The 17098-nt window shown below is 64.8% G+C and carries 17 protein-coding genes and 1 pseudogene; 10 read left to right on the top strand and 8 right to left on the bottom strand.

The window, feature by feature from the left end; genetic code table 11:
• Window positions 1-8 precede the first annotated feature (8 nt).
• The gene (locus FYJ91_RS18930) at window positions 9-548 is read right to left on the bottom strand and encodes a carboxymuconolactone decarboxylase family protein (RefSeq protein ID WP_181008590.1); all 540 of its coding nucleotides are present in this window, start codon (window positions 546-548) and stop codon (window positions 9-11) included.
• A 128-nt stretch (window positions 549-676) separates the two neighbouring features.
• Here FYJ91_RS18930 and FYJ91_RS18925 point away from each other — a divergent pair, with 128 nt between their 5' ends.
• Window positions 677-997 carry a DUF4286 family protein gene (locus FYJ91_RS18925; protein ID WP_149523889.1) on the top strand — a complete coding sequence of 107 codons (321 nt, stop codon included), beginning with the start codon at window positions 677-679 and terminating at the stop codon, window positions 995-997.
• Between the two features lie 137 nt (window positions 998-1134).
• Here the strand turns inward: FYJ91_RS18925 and FYJ91_RS18920 are convergent, their stop codons facing one another.
• Complete coding sequence (locus tag FYJ91_RS18920) at window positions 1135-1881, bottom strand: response regulator (protein WP_246152746.1); 747 nt, start codon at window positions 1879-1881, stop codon at window positions 1135-1137.
• A 327-nt stretch (window positions 1882-2208) separates the two neighbouring features.
• Here FYJ91_RS18920 and FYJ91_RS18915 point away from each other — a divergent pair, with 327 nt between their 5' ends.
• The gene (locus tag FYJ91_RS18915; protein WP_181008589.1) at window positions 2209-4356 is read left to right on the top strand and encodes an ATP-binding protein; all 2148 of its coding nucleotides are present in this window, start codon (window positions 2209-2211) and stop codon (window positions 4354-4356) included.
• A 155-nt stretch (window positions 4357-4511) separates the two neighbouring features.
• Here FYJ91_RS18915 and FYJ91_RS21045 read toward each other — a convergent pair whose 3' ends face one another.
• Complete coding sequence (locus FYJ91_RS21045; RefSeq protein WP_276318188.1) at window positions 4512-4640, bottom strand: hypothetical protein; 129 nt, start codon at window positions 4638-4640, stop codon at window positions 4512-4514.
• 410 nt (window positions 4641-5050) lie between these two features.
• Between FYJ91_RS21045 and proS the strand changes: the two genes are divergently transcribed.
• From proS to FYJ91_RS18880, 7 genes are all read left to right on the top strand, one after another.
• A complete protein-coding gene (gene proS, locus FYJ91_RS18910; RefSeq protein ID WP_149523887.1) occupies window positions 5051-6364 on the top strand; it encodes a proline--tRNA ligase in 1314 nt (437 codons plus the stop codon).
• 112 nt (window positions 6365-6476) lie between these two features.
• Window positions 6477-7727, top strand: coding sequence for a lipoprotein-releasing ABC transporter permease subunit (locus FYJ91_RS18905; RefSeq protein WP_149523955.1), 1251 nt, complete (start codon window positions 6477-6479; stop codon window positions 7725-7727).
• Entirely contained in the window at window positions 7720-8391 is a 672-nt protein-coding gene (locus FYJ91_RS18900; RefSeq protein WP_149523886.1) for an ABC transporter ATP-binding protein, read from the top strand. Before FYJ91_RS18905 ends, FYJ91_RS18900 begins: the two co-directional genes overlap by 8 nt.
• Window positions 8392-8448: 57 nt before the next feature.
• Entirely contained in the window at window positions 8449-10332 is a 1884-nt protein-coding gene (locus FYJ91_RS18895; protein WP_149523885.1) for a pilus assembly protein TadG-related protein, read from the top strand.
• Window positions 10329-10826, top strand: a complete 498-nt coding sequence (locus FYJ91_RS18890) for a TadE/TadG family type IV pilus assembly protein (protein WP_149523884.1) — start codon at window positions 10329-10331, stop codon at window positions 10824-10826. The genes FYJ91_RS18895 and FYJ91_RS18890 overlap by 4 nt, the downstream gene beginning before the upstream one ends.
• Entirely contained in the window at window positions 10823-11236 is a 414-nt protein-coding gene (locus FYJ91_RS18885) for a TadE/TadG family type IV pilus assembly protein (protein WP_149523883.1), read from the top strand. The genes FYJ91_RS18890 and FYJ91_RS18885 overlap by 4 nt, the downstream gene beginning before the upstream one ends.
• Window positions 11237-11297: 61 nt before the next feature.
• Window positions 11298-12092, top strand: a complete 795-nt coding sequence (locus FYJ91_RS18880) for a glucose 1-dehydrogenase (protein ID WP_149523882.1) — start codon at window positions 11298-11300, stop codon at window positions 12090-12092.
• 217 nt (window positions 12093-12309) lie between these two features.
• Here FYJ91_RS18880 and FYJ91_RS18875 read toward each other — a convergent pair.
• The 4 genes and pseudogenes from FYJ91_RS18875 to FYJ91_RS18860 all read right to left on the bottom strand — a co-directional run.
• Window positions 12310-12648, bottom strand: a pseudogene (locus FYJ91_RS18875) (YciI family protein); the annotation flags it as partial.
• Between the two features lie 26 nt (window positions 12649-12674).
• A complete protein-coding gene (locus FYJ91_RS18870; protein WP_149523880.1) occupies window positions 12675-13028 on the bottom strand; it encodes a DUF1428 domain-containing protein in 354 nt (117 codons plus the stop codon).
• 39 nt (window positions 13029-13067) lie between these two features.
• Window positions 13068-13496 (bottom strand): VOC family protein, encoded by a 429-nt coding sequence (locus FYJ91_RS18865; protein WP_149523879.1) that lies wholly within the window; start codon window positions 13494-13496, stop codon window positions 13068-13070.
• A gap of 22 nt (window positions 13497-13518) precedes the next feature.
• Entirely contained in the window at window positions 13519-13950 is a 432-nt protein-coding gene (locus FYJ91_RS18860; protein WP_149523878.1) for a VOC family protein, read from the bottom strand.
• Between the two features lie 62 nt (window positions 13951-14012).
• Between FYJ91_RS18860 and FYJ91_RS18855 the strand changes: the two genes are divergently transcribed.
• The gene (locus tag FYJ91_RS18855; protein ID WP_149523877.1) at window positions 14013-14678 is read left to right on the top strand and encodes a winged helix-turn-helix transcriptional regulator; all 666 of its coding nucleotides are present in this window, start codon (window positions 14013-14015) and stop codon (window positions 14676-14678) included.
• 21 nt (window positions 14679-14699) lie between these two features.
• Here FYJ91_RS18855 and katG read toward each other — a convergent pair whose 3' ends face one another.
• Window positions 14700-16922, bottom strand: a complete 2223-nt coding sequence (katG, locus tag FYJ91_RS18850; RefSeq protein WP_149523954.1) for a catalase/peroxidase HPI — start codon at window positions 16920-16922, stop codon at window positions 14700-14702.
• Between the last annotated feature and the right edge of the window lie 176 nt (window positions 16923-17098).

The raw sequence follows: 17098 nt of genomic DNA, 5'->3' as shown, positions 1-17098 counted from the left end.
CTCGCTCCTTATTGCGCAGTCGCCTGCGAATTCTTGAGCCGGCCCAGACCGATGCTGTCGCTGGCCTCGATCGGAACCCCGGTCGTCTCCAGAATGCGCGACACAGTCATATATTGGCACGCCGCTATAAGGGTGGTGAAGGTGCCCTCGATCCCGAAATGTGCGCGCATGTCCGCCAGTGCCGCGTCGCTCGGCCGCACATCGCGCACGATTTCGTCGACGAAGCGCATGATCGCCCGTTCCTTCGCATCGAAGATCGGATTGTCAGGCGTCGTTTTGATCGCCGCTATCTTGTCATCTTCCATGCCGAGGTAGCGGGCGAAGGTCTGGTGCTGGAACTGCTCATAGGCGCAATTGCTGAGATGGCCGACGCGCAGGATCGCAATTTCCCGCAGCAGCGGATCGAGCGACGTTGTGCGCATCACGGCACCCGCCAGCGCGGAGAAGCCGGGGCGAAGATCGTCGGCGATATGGCCGAACATCCGTTCAATGTTCAGCGCGGCGGGGTCGGCGTCGTCTTGCGGGTACGGTATGCGCGGTTCGCTCATGGTCATCTCTCCTCATCTGTTTTGCGGGGATGATGATAGCGATGGCGGTTTCGAACGAAAGCACTGCCTTGCTGTCGTAACGCAGATCGGCCTAGCATTCCGCGAACCAAAAGGAGAGGAAGCGGGACATGGCGAAATATCAGCTGCTGGTTGTCAGCAATCCGGTTGCGGGCAAGGAAGACGAATATAACAACTGGTATGACAAGCAGCATCTGGGCGATGTGATCGCGATGGACGGCTACACCGCCGCCAAGCGTTATACCGTCACCCACCTTATGGGCGATCAGCCCGCCGGCACCTATGCCGCCATCTATGAGATGGAGACTGACGACCCGATGGCGGCCTTCGCCAGCCTCGGCAAGGCGATGGAAGCCGGGACGATGTACATTTCGCCCGCTATGGACCCGGTGAAGGTCTCGATCCAGCTGCTCACCCCGATCGAGGGGTAAGCCTGGCTCTCCTCGTCATTGCGAGGAGCCGAAGGCGACGAAGCAATCCAGGCCCGCATTCGAGAGACTCGCGAGCCTCTCTGGCGTGGGCCTGGATTGCTTCGCTGTGCTCGCAACGACGAGTGTTCGTGGAGAGGTTACCTCTCCACCACCGGTGCGAACATATAACCCTCGTTGCGCACCGTGCGGATCAGTTCGGTGCCGCCCTCGTTGCCCAGCTTGCGGCGCAGGCGGCTGATCTGCACGTCGATCGCGCGGTCGTAGAGTTCGCTGTCCGAACCCCGCGCATAATCGAGCAGCTGGTCGCGCGTCAGCACGCGGCGCGGATGCTCCACGAAGGCGCGCAGCAGCCGATATTCGCCGTCCGACAGGATCACCGGGCGATCGGCGGGATTGTAGAGCGCGTGCGCTTCGACATCCATGCGCCAGCCCGCAAAGCGATAACCCGGCTCCTTGACCGCGTCCCTGGCCTTGCCCGCAGCCTGCGGTTCGGCACGAACGCGGCGCAGCACGGTGCGGATGCGCGCCAGCAATTCGCGCGGGTTGCAGGGTTTGGCGAGATAGTCTTCGGCGCCCATTTCCAGCCCGACGATCCGATCGACGTCGGTGCCGACCGCCGAGAGCATGATCACCGGCGGTCCTTCCTCACGCTGCAGACCGCGCAGGGCGGACAGCCCATCCTCGCGCGGCATCATCACGTCGAGCACGATCAGGTCGTATCGATACGCCGCCAGCCGCTCGCGCATCTCTATCGGATCGGCGGCCGTGTCGGCGCGGAAGCCGTGCTTTTCCAGAAAGGAGGACATGAGGGTGCGGATGCCCGGATCGTCGTCGACGATGAGGATGCGGGTATCGAGATCCATGAAGGTAGCAATGGCGTTCATCGGCCTGCTTTGCCAGCCCCTTGTCGCGGGCGTTTTTCAGGCGGTGATCCATCCACGATACAATGTCGAAATCTGGCTGCAACATGGGCGGCGGACAGACGAGCTGTCGGTGATCGACATGCCCCGTCCGTTCCGCCCCTGTGACGGACCCGGGCGCCCGATCGCCGTAGCGCCCGCAATGACGCGATGGAGCGTGCGACCCTCTGTCGCGTCATTGCGGGCCGACCCCTTACGCGCGCGTGCAAGGACAGGATGATGGGATTTCCGGGGGCCGTGAGATCAGGCGATGAGCCGCCGCAGACGACCTCTGTCGGCGTGCGTCCCGACGTGGCATCTTCGCGCCCGATGATGCCGTTCTTCTTTCAGCGCCTGCGCGGCCCTACGCTGATGGTACAGATTCTGATCCTGCTCGTCGGCGGGCTGGTGATCGCGCAGCTCGTGACGTTGTTGCTGACCTTGCTGCTGCCGCCCGCGCCGACGCCCCAATATGATCTGCGCACCGTCGCCGCGGCACTGCGAGAGGCGGAGGAGAGCCGGAATGGCAATCTGCAGCATATCATACAGCCGGGGCCGCCCGATCTCGGCGGGCGCGGCTGGCTCGTGTCCGAACGATCGCGCACCGAACTCGCGACGCTGCTCAAGGTTGGGTCCGACGATGTTCGGCTCAGCTTCTACACGCCCTTGCCTTTCGCCGGCACGGTGGCGGGCCGCAAGCTGGCCATGTCAAATGACGGGCCGGTCAGCGGGGCCGCGCCCGTAAGCTGGACCGCGCCAGCAGCTTCAGGGTCAATGTTCGTTCTCGCTCAGGCCTCCATGCCGCCTGTCGACCGCGTGGGGCCTATTCTGCCCCGCACGCCCGATGGCCAGATCCGGCCGCGCATCGGCGCGCCCAATCGGGAAATGCTGCCACCCGGCGTCCGCCGTCGGATCGATGAGCGGCGCGACAGTTCGGATCCCTCGACCGCCGGGCCAGTGGTGCGCCCGCCCGACATACGCGGTGCCGGACAGCTCATCACGATCGACCCCACACCGCTGCAGGGCCGCGACGGCATCTGGATCGGTGGTGATCGGGGTGAGGCCGTTCCGCCGATCCTGCGTGGTAGCACCGAGAGCGGCACCGCCATTCCCCCAATTGGCGCGGCATTGCGCGAGCGCATCGGTGGCGGGGGGCTCTTTGAACGCCGGCCGATGTTGGGGGGATTGCCCTTCGCGCCGTCGCCATCTCAGCTGCGCTCCGCCATCCCGGCGATCGAGACCGAGGCATCGCGCATCCCGGTGACACCGATGCTGGAAGCGCCGCGCGATGCGGTGGTGCCGGAGCGTCGGGCGCCCGTGGCGGCACCCGCGCCGACCCCGCAGGCCTTGCTCGAAGAAATCCCGTTTGCCGCCGCTGCGCCGAAAAACCCGCTAGAGGGCACCGCGGTCGTCTCGACCCCCGAGGGCGACTTCCTTGAGCCGGCGATACCGCTCCTGCCGCGTGAGCGTGGGCTGTTCGGCCTTGCGCCGGCGCCGTTCGTGGAGGGTGATTTCGTAGCTGCGCTGCGGCTGCCCGACGGGCGCTGGTCGGTCGTACAGCCAGCGGCCGAGCCTTTCCCGAACAGCTGGCAGCGGCGCGTGCTGTTGTGGTTCATCATCGCCTTTGCGACGGTCGCGCCGCTTGCCTGGCTTTTCTCGCGCCGGATCGTGAAGCCTTTGCGCGGCTTTGCCGACGCGGCCGAGGCGCTGGGTCGCGATCCGACCGCCGCTGTCATCCCGCTGGATGGCCCGGCCGAGATCGGCCGCGCCGCCAATGCCTTCAACGTGATGCAGAGCCGGGTGAAGAGCTTTGTCGGCGATCGCACGGCGATGATCGGCGCGATCAGCCACGATCTGCGCACCCCGCTGACCCGCCTGCGCTTCCGCATTGAAGAGGTCGATGACGATGCCGTGCGCGCGGGCATGATCGAGGAGGTCGAGGAAATGGAGATGATGATCACCTCCGTCCTCGCCTTCATCCGCGACGCATCGGCGCCCGGTGTGCGCGAGCGGCTCGATCTCGGCGCGATCGTCGAGGATGTCGTCGCGGATGCCGCGATGATCGGTGGAGACGTGCGGGTCGAGCGGCTGACGGCGGCACCTGTCGAGGTGGACGTGCTGGGGATGCGGCGACTGTTTGCCAACCTTGTCGAGAACGCCGTGAAATATGGCGATCGCGCGCGGCTGCGTCTTTCGATCGATCAGGGGGATGCGGTAGCGGAGATCATCGACGAAGGACCCGGCGTGCCGGAGGAGGATCTGGAGCGCGCGTTCGAGCCCTTCTACCGCGCCGCCAACGCGCGTTCGATCGACAAGCGCGGCAACGGCCTGGGACTGGCCGTATGCCGTTCGATCGCCCGCGCGCATGGCGGCGATGTTCACCTTATGCGCTCGCCCGAAGGCTTCAAGGCTCAGCTCCGCCTGCCGCTCGCTTATGATGCGGCGACGGTTGCGGCTTAGAATCAGCTACTTCGTCACCCTATCCTCGTCATTGCGAGGAGCCGAAGGCGACGAAGCAATCCAGGCCCACACTAGAGATCGTCGCTAACCTCGCCAGTTCGGGCCTGGATTGCTTCGCTACGCTCGCAATGACGAGTTGTAGTTGGGAGCGGTCCTTAGGGAACCGTCGGAATATCCACCGGATCGGTCGGCGCGCCCGGATCGGGATCGACGGGCGAGGGCACCGGGATGTCGACCGGGGTATCGATCGGAACTTCGCGGGCGGGCGGGGGCTGGGTGGCCATGTCGTATCTCCTTCGGGGAAGGAAACGCATGGGTTCTGCGGAAAGATGCGAGGTCCACCTCGTATAGCTTGCGTTCAGCCGCAAAGCCCCAAAACGGAAAGCGCCGGGACCTTTCGATCCCGGCGCCGGTGACGATTACTCGTCAGCCCCCTTGAGCGGGCTCTACGCGGCGTCGCCCCTAATGACGCGCGGAGCCTTTTCTCCCCGAACCTGGCCGTTTTCCGTGCCTTTGTCCGTGAAAAGGTGCCTACCCGCATGGCCGGTTCTTGTCATTGCATTTCAAGGGCGCAGCATACGAAAGCCGCGCGGTGTGTTTTCTGCGCAACAGACGTTTCGCCGCCGGTTGCGGTTGCTCCGGCGCTTCGCGCGGCATAGACAGCCCCCATCCTTATCGAAAGACGTCTCTACCCATGCGCCTATCCCGCCATTTCCTGCCCGTGACCAAGGAGTCCCCCGCCGACGCCCAGATCGTCAGCCACAAGCTGATGCTGCGCGCGGGGATGATCCGCCAGACTGCCGCCGGCATCTACGCCTGGCTGCCGCTGGGCCACCGGGTATTGCGCAAGATCGAGCAGATCGTGCGCGAGGAGCAGGACCGGGCCGGCGCGGTCGAATTGCTGATGCCGACGCTGCAGTCGGCCGATCTGTGGCGCCAGTCGGGCCGTTACGATGCCTATGGCCCCGAAATGCTGCGCATCAAGGACCGGCACGATCGCGAAATCCTCTACGGCCCCACCAATGAGGAGATGATCACCGCGATCTTCCGCGATTCGGCGCGCAGCTACCGCGATCTTCCGCGTACGCTCTATCATATCCAGTGGAAGTTCCGGGACGAGGTCCGCCCCCGCTTCGGCGTGATGCGCGGGCGCGAATTCCTGATGAAAGACGCCTACAGCTTCGACATGGACGAGGCGGGCGCGCGCCACAGCTATAACCGCATGTTCCTCGCCTATCTGCGTACCTACAAGCGCATGGGTCTGCGCGCGATCCCGATGCAGGCCGATACCGGCCCGATCGGCGGCGACCTTTCGCACGAGTTCATCGTCCTTGCCCCCACCGGCGAGAGCGAGGTCTTCTACCACACCAATTGGGAGCAGGACCGTGCGCTCGAGGTCGATGCCGATGACCGGGAGGCACTGCAGGCGTTCGTGTCGGGCTTGACCACCGATTATTCGGCGACCGACGAGAAACGCGACGAGGCGCGCGAGGCGGCGGCGGGCGATGCGCTCAAGACGTCGCGCGGGATCGAAGTCGGCCACATCTTCTACTTCGGCACCAAATATTCGGCGCCGATGGGCCTGAAGGTGCAGGGCACCGATGGGACCGAGGTTATCCCGCACATGGGCAGCTACGGCATCGGTGTGTCGCGTCTGATGGGCGCGATCATTGAGGCGAGCCATGACGATGCGGGCATCATCTGGCCAGATTCGGTTGCGCCTTATGCGGTTGGCCTGATCAACATGCGGGCCGACGATGCGCGTTGCGCCGCGGCCAGCGACGACATCTATGCCAAGCTGCAGGCAGCGGGCGTCGAGACGCTCTATGACGATCGCGACGAACGCGGCGGCGCGAAGTTTGCGACGATGGATGTCATCGGCCTGCCGTGGCAGCTCGTCGTCGGTCCGAAGGGGCTCGACAAGGGTGTCGTCGAACTCAAGCGCCGCGCGACCGGCGAGAAGGTCGAGCTTTCGGTCGACGACGCGATCGCGAGGATCGTGGGTTGATCAACCACTCGTCGTCCCCGCGAATGCGGGGATCCATCCAGTCTCTCTCCGCGAGAAGGCTTTGGATAGGCCCCCGCCTTCGCGGGGGTGACGTTTCGGTTTTGGCACGGTGATCGGCCTCTCCCGCTACGAGCGGATGATCGCGAAGCGCTACCTCCTGCCCGGCAGGGGGGAGGCGTTCATCGTGCTCGTGGCGTCGATCAGCCTAGCGGCAGTCGCGCTGGGCGTCGCCGCGCTTATCATCGTGATGAGCGTGATGAACGGCTTCCGCGCCGAACTGTTCGACAAGATCGTGGGCCTGAACGGCCATGCGGTGATCCAAGGATATGACAATAAGTTGCCCGATTGGCGGCGTGTCGCGGCGGAGGCGAAGGCGCTGCCCGGGGTCACGTCGGCAACCCCGCTGATCGAACAGCCGCTGATGGCGAGCTTCGCCGGCCGCGTCGAAGGCGTGCTGGTGCGCGGGCTGACGACCGAGGATATCCGCACCAATCCGGTGCTGCGGGGCAAGGTCATCGCCGGTTCGCTCGATGCGGTCACGAAGGGCGAAGGCCGCGTCGCGATCGGCGCGCGGCTCGCGGAGCAACTCGGCGCAGAGGTCGGCAGCCAGATCAGCCTGATCAGCCCGGACGGGCAGTCGACCCCGTTCGGTACGGTGCCGCGCATTGTCTCCTATCAGGTGGCAGCGATCTTCGAGGTCGGCGTCTACGATTATGACAAGGCGTTCGTGGTGATGCCGATGGCCGAGGCGCAGACCCTGCTGATGCTCGGCGACGCGGTCGGCATGGTAGAGGTGCAAACCACCGATCCCGATCGGGTCGGTGAAATCCTCGCGCCGCTCAAGCCCAGGATCGCGATGATCGGGCAGATATCCGACTGGCGCGACATGAACGCGTCTTTGTTCGAGGCGCTGGCGGTCGAGCGGGTGGCGATGTTCGTTGTCCTCTCGCTGATCATCCTCGTCGCGGTGTTCAACATCCTGTCGTCGCTGATCATGCTGGTGCGCGCCAAGACACGCGACATCGCGATCCTGCGGACGATGGGCGCGTCGCGCGGGGCGCTGATGCGGGTGTTCATGATCGTGGGCACGACGATCGGCACGCTGGGCACCGCGGCGGGCATCGTGCTGGGCGCGGTGTTCCTGTTCTATCGGCAGGCGGTGGTGAACTTCGTTCAACTCGTGACCGGCCAGAATCTATGGGATCCGTCGATCCGTTTCCTGACCGAACTTCCCGCCAAGACCGACCCGGTCGAAGTGACGACGATCGTCGTCATGTCGCTGGGTTTCAGTTTCCTCGCGACGCTCTACCCGGCGTGGAAGGCCGCGAGCACCGATCCGGTTCAGGTGTTGCGTTATGAGTGATGTTCTGGCTGTCACCGGCCTGCGCCGCAGCTTCGTCCAGGGCGGAGCGCGGATCGACGTGCTGCGCGGAGTAGATCTCCATGTCGGTCCGGGCGAGATCGTGGCGCTTCTCGGCCCCAGCGGATCGGGCAAGTCGACCTTGCTGCAGGCGGTCGGTCTGCTGGAAGGGGGATTTGAAGGATCGATCCGCATCGCGGGCGAGGAAGCGGCGCAGGTCGACAATGCGGGGCGCACGCGCATCCGCCGCGACGCGCTGGGCTTCGTCTATCAGTTCCACCATCTCCTCCCCGATTTCTCGGCGGTGGAGAATGTCGTGCTGCCCCAGCTCATCCACGGAGCGGAGACCGACGCGGCGCACAAGCGTGCGGAAGGATTGCTGGGCGCGCTCGGCCTCGGCCATCGCCTCACCCACCGGCCGAGCCAGCTTTCGGGTGGCGAGCAGCAGCGTGTCGCCGTCGCCCGCGCGCTCGCCAACCGCCCCGCTCTGGTGCTGGCGGACGAGCCGACCGGCAACCTCGATGAAGGTACGGCGGATGTCGTCCTGGGCGAGTTCCTGCGCCTCGTGCGCGGGGAAGGGAGTGCGGCTTTGGTTGCGACTCACAATGAGCGGCTGGCGCAGAAGATGGATCGCGTCGTGCGCCTGCATGATGGGCATTTGAACTGATCCGTTAACCAATCCCGCCAAGGGCTTCCTTAACCCTTCGCCATTAGTCGAATTTGTATGATCGCCATCGCGACTCATACGTTTGCGCTTTTGACGCGATTGCGCCGCAATACGCGGGGTGCGGTCGCGTTGATGGGTGCGCTGTCGCTGTCCGTGCTCGTCGGCATGGGCGCCTTCGCTGTGGAGGCGAGCCAGGGCTATGCGCAGAAGGTGCGTAACCAGCGTGTGTCCGACATGGCCGCACTTGCCGGAGCGCTCGCCTACAACGTCAACAAGAGCGAGACCGAGATGCGCGCGACCGCCAAGGCGGTGGTTGCGGCGCAGGGTGTCGCGGCGAATGCCGCCACGGTCGATCTCGTCACCGATCCCACGACGTCGAAGAAGCTCGTCTCGGTCACCGTTACCACGGCCGTCCCGCTCGCGCTTGCGCGGGTGATGACCTCGGCGCTCAGCTATGACGTGACCAGTGTGGGCATGGCGACGGTGAGCGCCACGACGACGACAGCGCCGCCCTGCATCTCCGCTTTGTCCAATGCCGGTCAATATGGGATCAACACCACAGGTGGTCCCAACATCAATTCGCCCAGTTGCGCGATTAACACCAATTCGGGCGTCAACGTACCGTGGGGCGTGAAGATCACCGCCAAGCAGATCAACGCCGGCAAGAAGGTCGACGATCCCGGCGCCGGCATCACGACCGCGCCCAAGGCGAATGACGTCAACCAGAACAAGAGCAACGCTGCGTCCGATTGGATGAAGGACGACAGCGCGCTGAAAGGCCTGTTGTGCAAGGTCAACAAGCTGACCGGCACGTCGGACAGCGACTATGGCGACGGCAACACCGTCTGCACCACGACGCTGGTCGCGCCGACGACCTATGCCAATACCGGCGCGGGGGACGTGACGCTCGATTATCGGCCGCGCAGTGACGGTGGCATATATGCCTATCAAACCGCTGATAATAACTGCAAATATGTAATCCCGGCGGGCAATTACACCGTCGGCAAACTGACCATCAAAGGCGGCTGCGAACTGACCGTCGCCGACGGTGCCAACGTCCGTGCGGACTCGATCGACATGAGCGGCAACGCGATGACCGTGGGCAACGGCAATTTCATCGTCGGGGGGGTTTTCGGCTTCAACAGCGGCAGCACGATCACGCTGGGCAACGGCACGCACAGCTTCGGCACGCTATCGATCACGGGCGGGCGCTCGCTCAACATCGGCAGCGGCAGCTTCAACGTTACCAACGGAATCAGCCTGGATGGCGGCAGCTATCTGCGCGTCGGCATCGCGGCAGGTGATACCGTGACGATCGGGCACAATAGCGGCACCGCAATCTCGATCGGTGGCGGCAGCTTCGTCTGCTTCACCGCCAATTGCGCCGCTCCCAGCGCCGCTGCTGGCAATTTCAGCGCGAATGGCAGCATCATCACCTCGGGCGGCAGCACGATCATTTTCCCCAAGGCCATGAGCCACACGATCGCGGGCGACCTGAATCTGAACGGCAGTTCGACCTTCGGATCGGGCACCTATGTGATCAAGGGCAGCTTCACCAACAATACCGGTGGCACGATGACCGGCGTGGACGTCAGCTTCGGGCTGGGCGGCACCTTCACCCTGTCGGGCGGCACCTCGATGGAGCTCGACGCGCCGGGCGCTGGCGCAAGCTATGGCGTCCCCAACATCCTGATCGCGACGAAAAGCAGCGCGGCGACCAAGCTGGGCGGCGGATCTCAGAACAAATATGCCGGGCTGCTCTACGCCCCCAAGTCGGACATCCTGCTCGATGGCGGTGCATCGATGGCGAGCAGTTCGGGCGCGTGCCTGATGATGATCGTCAACACGCTGTCGCTGAACGGCGGCACTGCCGTCGCCAGCAGTTGCACCGGCATAGCCGGCAGCTCGGGCTCCTCCGACAGCGTGGCGCTCTACAAGTGATCGCATGGTTCGCCCGATTGCGCCGCGAGGAGCGGGGTGTCGCCACGATCGAGTTCGGGCTGATCTCGGTCCTGTTCTTCACCGTGATCTCCGGTGCGCTCGATATCGGCATCTGGTATCAGCATCGGCTGCGGCTCGATTCTGCGGTGGAGCAGGGCGGGGTGGCCGCGTTCAACCAGCGTAGCAGCGTTGATGCCAATGCGATCGGCACCTTCGTCGCGGCCGCATCGCAGCTGTCGACCGCGCCCACCGTCACCGTGACCTGCAATGGTGCTGCCTGCGTGAACAGCGGGCGGACCAGCAAGTGCGTCGGCGGCACCAGCGGCGATCCGACCTTCACCAATCCGATCGCCTCGCTCTGCCTCGATGGCAGCCTGCCGGGCTATTATATGGTCATCAAGGCGGTCGCTACCTCGTCGAGCGTCGTCGTGCCGATCGCGAAGCTGGGCGGCGCGATGACGCAGACCAGCCGATCGATCGTGAGGCTGCAATGAAGCGGCTCGCGTCCGATGCGCGCGGCGTGACGGCGGTCGAGTTCGCGCTCGTCGCACCCGTCTTCCTGATGTTCATGTTCCTGATCATCGATGGCGCGCGCGCGGCGTGGACGTTCCAGACGCTCCAGCAGGTCGCGACCGCATCAGCGCGGTGCGCGGGGCTCGGCACCACCGACTGCAATTCAAGCGCGAACGTGAAAAGCTATGCGGTGTCACGGGCGACCGGCTTCGGCGTGCCGCTCGCGACGTCGGCCGTGACGCTGACGACGGGGACGACTTGTCAGTCGATGGCGAACATGACGAAGGTCGCCATCGTGACGAGCTATCAGGGCGCCACGACCAAGTTGCTGCCCAGTGCGCTGTCGACCTTGCGCGCCGAAAGCTGTTTCCCCACCGCACCGACGACCTGACACCTGTTGGTGTCGGCGCTCGATTGAGTTAGCCCTTTCCGAAAGAACGAGGAGAGGGTGAATGAACCGACTGAACGGACGGGTGGCGATCGTCACTGGCGGCGCACGCGGGATCGGCGGGGCGATCGCGAGACGCTTCGTGGACGAAGGCGCGCACGTCGCGATTTCGGACATCCTGGTCGCCGATGGAGAGGCGCTGGCGGCGGAGCTGGGCGGTGGGGCGATCTTCGTGCGCGCGGACGTGAAGAGCTCTGCCGACTGGGCGATGCTGGTCCAAGCGACGGTCGATCGCTTCGGCGGGGTCGACATCCTCGTTAATAATGCGGGCGGCGCGCCGGGGATCGGCAATCTGATAGACGAGACCGAAGAGTTTCACCGGCACGTCGTCGACCTGAACCTCACCGGTACTTGGGCTGGGATCAAGGCGGTCATCCCTGCGATGAAGGCACGCGGGGGCGGATCGATCGTCAACATCTCGTCGATGGACGGGCTGGTCGGCGTTCCCGGTGTCGCGAGTTATTGCGCGGCAAAGTTCGCGGTGACGGGGCTGACCAAGTCCGCGGCGCTCGAACTCGGCCGCTTCGGAATTCGCGTCAATTCGATCCATCCGGGCATGATCGGCACGCCGCTGGTGCTCCAGAGCGGGGCCGCGACTCTCGCGCGCGTTGAAAAGTCACTCGCGCACCAACCGATCCGCCGCATGGGCAAGCCGGAGGAAGTCGCGGCGGCAGCCGCCTTCTTCGCATCGGACGACAGCAGCTTTTGCACGGGCTCCGAACTGCTCGTCGACGGGGGCCATATTGCGGGTCCGGCACGTGAGCCGATCGACGGGCTGGTGATGCACGAGGGCGGCTGAACTCCTCCCCCGGAGGGGGAGGGGGACCGTCGAAGACGGTGGAGGGGTAGCTCGCCACAAGGGTATCGCTGCCGGCCAATACCCCTCCGTCAGTCCTGCGGACTGCCACCTCCCCCGCCGGGGGAGGATCTGGAAGTTACCCTTCCAGCTTCGCCCGCATCTCGGCTTCCTGTGCCACCACCTCGGGCGGCAGGAAGTCGATCAGGTCAGCCTCTGTGTAGGTCGGGCGGATCTCGATCTCGCTGGGGCCGGGCATCGGATTGGGGCAGCGTTTCACCCAGGTTACCGCCTCGGCCATGTCCTTGACGTCCCAGATCCAATAGCCCGCGACCTGGTTGTTGGGGACGTCGAAGGGGCCGTCGATCACGGTGCGGTTCGTGCCGTCGAAGCGGACGCGCTTGCCCGCCGACGTGGGTTTCAGGCCGTCGCCATCCTTCATGATCCCGGCGTCGATCAGCTCCTGGTTATATTTGCCCATCGCCTCGAACATGCCCGGATCGGGCATCGCACCTGCCTCGCTGTCGGTGGTCGCCTTCACGAAAATCAGGACTTTCATCGTCATTCTCCAATCCGCGGGGGCGATCAGGCATCCACGATCGTCTGGAAGCCGCCATAGATCATGCGCTTGCCGTCGAAGGGCATATCGCCGGGCGGGGTCTTCATCCGTTCGTCGGCCATGATCTTGGGCTGGGCGGCGTCGCGGATTTCCTTCGAAGGATATTCGACCCAGGAGAAGACGACGATCTCGCCTTCCTCGGCCTTCACCGCACCCCGGAAGTCGGTGACCTTGCCGTCGGGCACGTCATCGCCCCAGCATTCGACGACGCGGGTCGCGCCATGATCCTTGAACACCGCGACCGCCTTTTCGGCCATTGCGCGATAGGCCTCCCGGTTGCCCGCAGGCACGGCGACTACGAAACCATCGACATAGATCATCGTCCGTCTCCTTATATCCGTCCTCAATCCTCGAATGTTTCAGGCCGGCTCGGGCTGCATCGCGGCCGTCATGGCCGCCATGTCCATCCAGTTGATACCCGTCATATGCCCGTCGGGATCCTCGTAGCCGCGACCATACATGAACCCCATTTCATCCACGGGACTCGGATCGGCGGTGCCGCCGGCGGCGACCGCGCGCTCGACGATCGCATCGACTTCGGCGCGGCTGTCGACGCTCAGCGCGAAGAAGGCTTGGGCGCTCGCCTGAGCATCGACAATCGCCTTGGGCGTGAAGCTGGCGAACTTTTCGTGGGTCAGCAGCATGATGTGGATATTCCCGCTCCACGTCATCATCTGCGCGGTGCCGTCGCAGAAGCGATCGTCGCGCACGAAGCCGACCGCTTCGTAGAACGCGATCGATCGGGCGAGATCGGCCACCGGCAGGTTGACGAAGATCATCTTGCTCATCGTCGGTCTCCTCGGATCGGGATCAGGCGGGCTGCGCCTCGAATGCGGCGGTGGCGGCGGCGACGTCCATCCACATGACCTCGAAGATGTGGCCATCGGGATCTTCGTAGCTGCGGCCGTACATGAAGCCGCCCATGTCCTGCTGCGGCGTGGGATCGAGCTTTGCGCCCGCCGCCGCCGCGCGGCCGATGATCGCGTCGACATCGTCGCGGCTGTCGGCGCTGGTGCAGATCAAAACCTGTGCGCTCTTCTTCGCGTCGGGGATCGCCTTGGGCGTGAAATCGGCGAAGCGGTCGTGCGTCATGATCATCACATGGATGGTCTCGCTCAGCGTCATCATCTGCGCGCGATCGTCGCGGAATTGCTGGTCCGCCGTGAAGCCGACCGCCTCGTAGAAGGCGATCGACCGGGCGAGGTCGGTCACGGGCAGGTTCACGAAGATCATCTGGGCCATTTTCCGTCTCCTTTCGACTCGATGGTTGATTGGGTAGCGCACTGTAGTTATATTTAGCAACTATGAAGTTAGAAAAAGTAACCGACTCGACGAAGCGTTCTTATGACGATGCCTGCGGGGCCGCGCACGGGCTCGATCTGGTGGGCGATCGCTGGGCCTTGCTGGTGGTACGCGAACTGATGTTCGGCCCGCGCCGCTTTTCCGACCTGCGAACCGGACTTCCGGGCATCAGCGCCAACGTGCTGACGCAGAGGCTGGAGGGGCTGGAGGCGTCGGGCGTGGTGACGAAGCGCAAGCTGCCGCCGCCCATCAATGCGCAGGTCTATGAACTGACCGACTGGGGGTATGAGGCGAAGCCGATCCTCGAAATCCTCGGCCGCTGGGCGGCGCGTTCGCCGGGGCACGATCCGTCTAAGCCGCTGAGCGCGGCGTCGCTGCTGCTCTCGTTCGGGACGATGATCGACATGAAGCGTGTCGGCGTGATCGCCGCAACAGTGGGCTTCCGGCTGAATGGCGAGGATTATATCGCGAGCGTCGGGCCCGGCGGTTTCGCCGCGCGACGGGGCGATCTGGCGGGGGCGGACGTGGTGTTCACCGCGCCGCCGCCGATGATCGCAGCGGTCGTCTATGGCGGCGCGCCGATCGATCTGATCGGGGTCGAGGGGAGCGAGCAGGTGGCGGAGTGGTTCGTCGGGCTGTTCCCGTTGCCGGAAAAGGCGGCGCCCTGACGGCGCCGCCTTCCGTGTTCGTCAGTCCTTGAAGCGATCGGCGTTCATCACCTTGGCCCAGGCCGCGACGAAATCGTCGACGAACTTCTGCTTGCTGTCGTCGGAGGCGTAAACCTCCGCCACCGCGCGCAGTTCGGAGTTCGAGCCGAAGATTAGGTCGACCGGGGTGGCCTTCCACTTCGCCGCCCCGCTCGCGCGGTCCTTGCCGTCATAGAGGCCGGCGGTCGCCGATTTCGACCAGACATTGTCCATCGACAGCAGGTTGACGAAGAAGTCGTTCGTCAGCGTCCCCGGACGCGCGGTCAGCACACCGTTCTGCGAACCGCCGCTATTGGCATCGAGCGCGCGCAGGCCGCCGACCAGCACGGTCATCTCGGGCACCGTCAGGTCGAGCGCATCGGCCTTGTCGACCAGAGCGTCCGCCGGACTGAGTTCGGCCTTCGCGCTATAATAGTTGCGGAAGCCATCGGCCTTGGGCTCGAGAAAGGCGAAGGACGCGACGTCGGTTTGCGTCTGCAACGCATCGACGCGGCCCGGCGTGAACGGCACGCTGGCCTTCATCCCGCCACGCTCGGCGGCCTGTTCGATCGCGGCGTTACCGCCCAGCACGATCAGGTCGGCCATCGACACCTGCGTCCCGCCCTTCGCCAGATCCTTCTGGACAGCGTCGAGTTTCTTCAGGGTCTTGGCGAGGTCGGCCGGATCGTTGACCGCCCAGCTACGCTGCGGATCGAGCCGCAGGCGCGCGCCATTCGCCCCGCCGCGCATGTCGGTGCCGCGGAAGGTCGATGCCGATGCCCAGGCGGCGCGGATCAGATCCGCATTGGGAATGCCCGATGCGAGGACCGCAGCCTTGGCCTTGGCCTGGCCCGCATCGTCGAGCGGCGCGAGCGTCGCCTTGGGCAGCGGATCCTGCCACGAATAGGTCTCGCTCGGCACGTCCTTGCCCAGATAGCGGGCCTGCGGGCCGAGATCGCGGTGCGTTAGTTTGAACCATGCCCGCGCAAAGGCCTGCGCGAACAGTTGCGGGTTCTTCTGCCAGTTCTCCATCACCTTGCGGAAGGCGGGATCCTCCTTCAGCGCGATGTCGGTCGTGAACATGATCGGGGCGTTGAACTTGCCCTTGATATGCGCGTCGGGAACCTTGGGCGCCTTGCTCGGATCCTTGGGGGTCCACTGGGTCGCGCCTGCCGGGCTCTTGGTCTTCACCCATTCGATGTTGAGCAGATTGTCGATGTACTGCGAGGTGAAGCGCGTCGGGGCGGAGGTCCATGCGCCTTCGAGGCCGGAGGTCACGGTGTCCTCGGCATTGCCCTTGCCGCACTTGTTCTTCCAGCCGAAGCCCTGTTCCTCGGTGGTTGCCGCGGTCGGCTCCTTGCCGACGCAATCGTCGGGCTTGTGCGCGCCATGCGCCTTGCCGAAGGTGTGGCCGCCCGCGATCAGCGCCAGCGTCTCTTCATCGCTCATCGCCATGTTGCCGAAGGCGCGGCGGATGTCGGCGGCGGCGCCGATCGGATCATGGTTCGCGTTCGGTCCTTCGGGATTGACGTAGATCAGGCCCATCGTCGTAGCGGCGAGGCCGCGCTTGAGCGAGCCGTCCGGATTGGACCGCTCGGTGCCCATCATCTTGGTTTCCGGGCCCCAATAGACGACGTCGGGCTGCCACGCATCGACGCGGCCACCGGCGAAGCCCACCGTCCTGAAGCCCATATCCTCCAGCGCGACATTGCCAGACAGGACCATGAGATCGCCCCAGCTGAGCTTGCGCCCATATTTCTGCTTGATCGGCCACACCAGGCGGCGGGCCTTGTCGAGGCTGACATTATCCGGCCAGCTGTTGAGTGGATCGAAGCGCTGCTCGCCGCCGTCAGACCCGCCGCGGCCATCGGCGGTGCGGTATGTGCCCGCGCTATGCCACGCCATGCGGATGAAGAAGGGGCCGTAATTGCCGAAATCCGAAGGCCACCACGGCTGCGACGTGTGCAGCACCGTCTTGATGTCCGCCTTCACCGCGTCGAGATCGAGGCTGGCGAATTCGCGAGCATAGTCGAAATCGGCGCCATAGGGGTTGGCCTGCGTTTCGTGCTGGCGCAGCGCGCTGAGATCGAGACGGGTTGGCCACCAATCCTTGTTGGTCATGCCGCCCGGTTTCTCGGGCACCGGCGGCACCGGATTTTCGGCGACGGTCTTGGCCTCGGTCGCGGCAGTATTGGGCTTGGGCCGTTCGGCCGCAATCGCGGGCATCGCGATGGCGCAGCACGCCACACCCAGCATCAAGCGGATCTGATGGATCGTCTTCCCTGGCATTGAACCCTCCTGTTTCCTCGTCCCTCAATGGGAATAGGCTGTGGCGGGTTCGCGACTAAATGGATTTGCGTGCACAGTGTCATCGACAGGATCGATCACCAAATCGGATCGAT

It is taken from the genome of Sphingomonas montanisoli, from assembly GCF_008274695.1.
Taxonomy (GTDB): domain Bacteria; phylum Pseudomonadota; class Alphaproteobacteria; order Sphingomonadales; family Sphingomonadaceae; genus Rhizorhabdus; species Rhizorhabdus montanisoli.
This window is presented reverse-complemented; position numbering and strand designations above follow the sequence as displayed.